The 711-nt window shown below is 46.8% G+C and carries 1 protein-coding gene; it reads right to left on the bottom strand.

Annotated features, from left to right (window positions below):
* Positions 1 to 711, bottom strand: a 711-nt coding sequence (gene aroB / locus R7Q11_RS26265) for a 3-dehydroquinate synthase (protein WP_225467010.1), incomplete at both ends; no start/stop codon positions are given.

Raw genomic sequence — 711 nt, 5'->3', positions numbered from 1 at the left:
TCGGCCACCACATCGGCGGTGCCGATCCCAGTAGGGAGAACCAGACGTAGTTTTCCGGACAATACTTTTTTATCACGCATCATATGCTTGATAAAGTCATCAAAACTCATGCTGTCGGGTGTGTGGACTGGCAATTTCGCTCTGCGCAACAATGCCACAATACGCTCAAACTGCTCTTCAGAAATCAGTCCACGCAGAAGTGACGTTTTGGCCGCCATCACCGTACCAGAAGACACCGCCTCACCATGTAACCAATTGCCGTAGCCTAATTCAGCTTCTATCGCATGACCGAAAGTGTGACCCAAATTGAGCAACGCACGAATTCCAGACTCTTTTTCGTCTTGTGCAACCACTTCAGCTTTAATTTGGCAGCAACGTGCAATGGCATAGGTAAGCGCGTCTTCATCCAACGCGTATAAACGGTCTAAATTTTCTTCCAGCCAATCAAAGAATACACCATCATAAATAATGCCGTATTTGATCACTTCAGCTATACCAGCAGCAAATTCACGCTCAGGTAGCGTCGATAAACAGTTGGTATCGATGATCACCGCTTTCGGTTGGTAAAATGCGCCAATCATGTTTTTACCTAGCGGATGATTGACTGCCGTTTTGCCGCCAACGGAAGAATCCACTTGGGACAACAACGTCGTTGGAATTTGGATAAAGTCCACACCTCGCTGATAACAGGCTGAAGCAAAACCGACTAGA

The sequence above is a fragment of the Vibrio sp. 970 genome (assembly GCF_033339075.1).
This window is presented reverse-complemented; position numbering and strand designations above follow the sequence as displayed.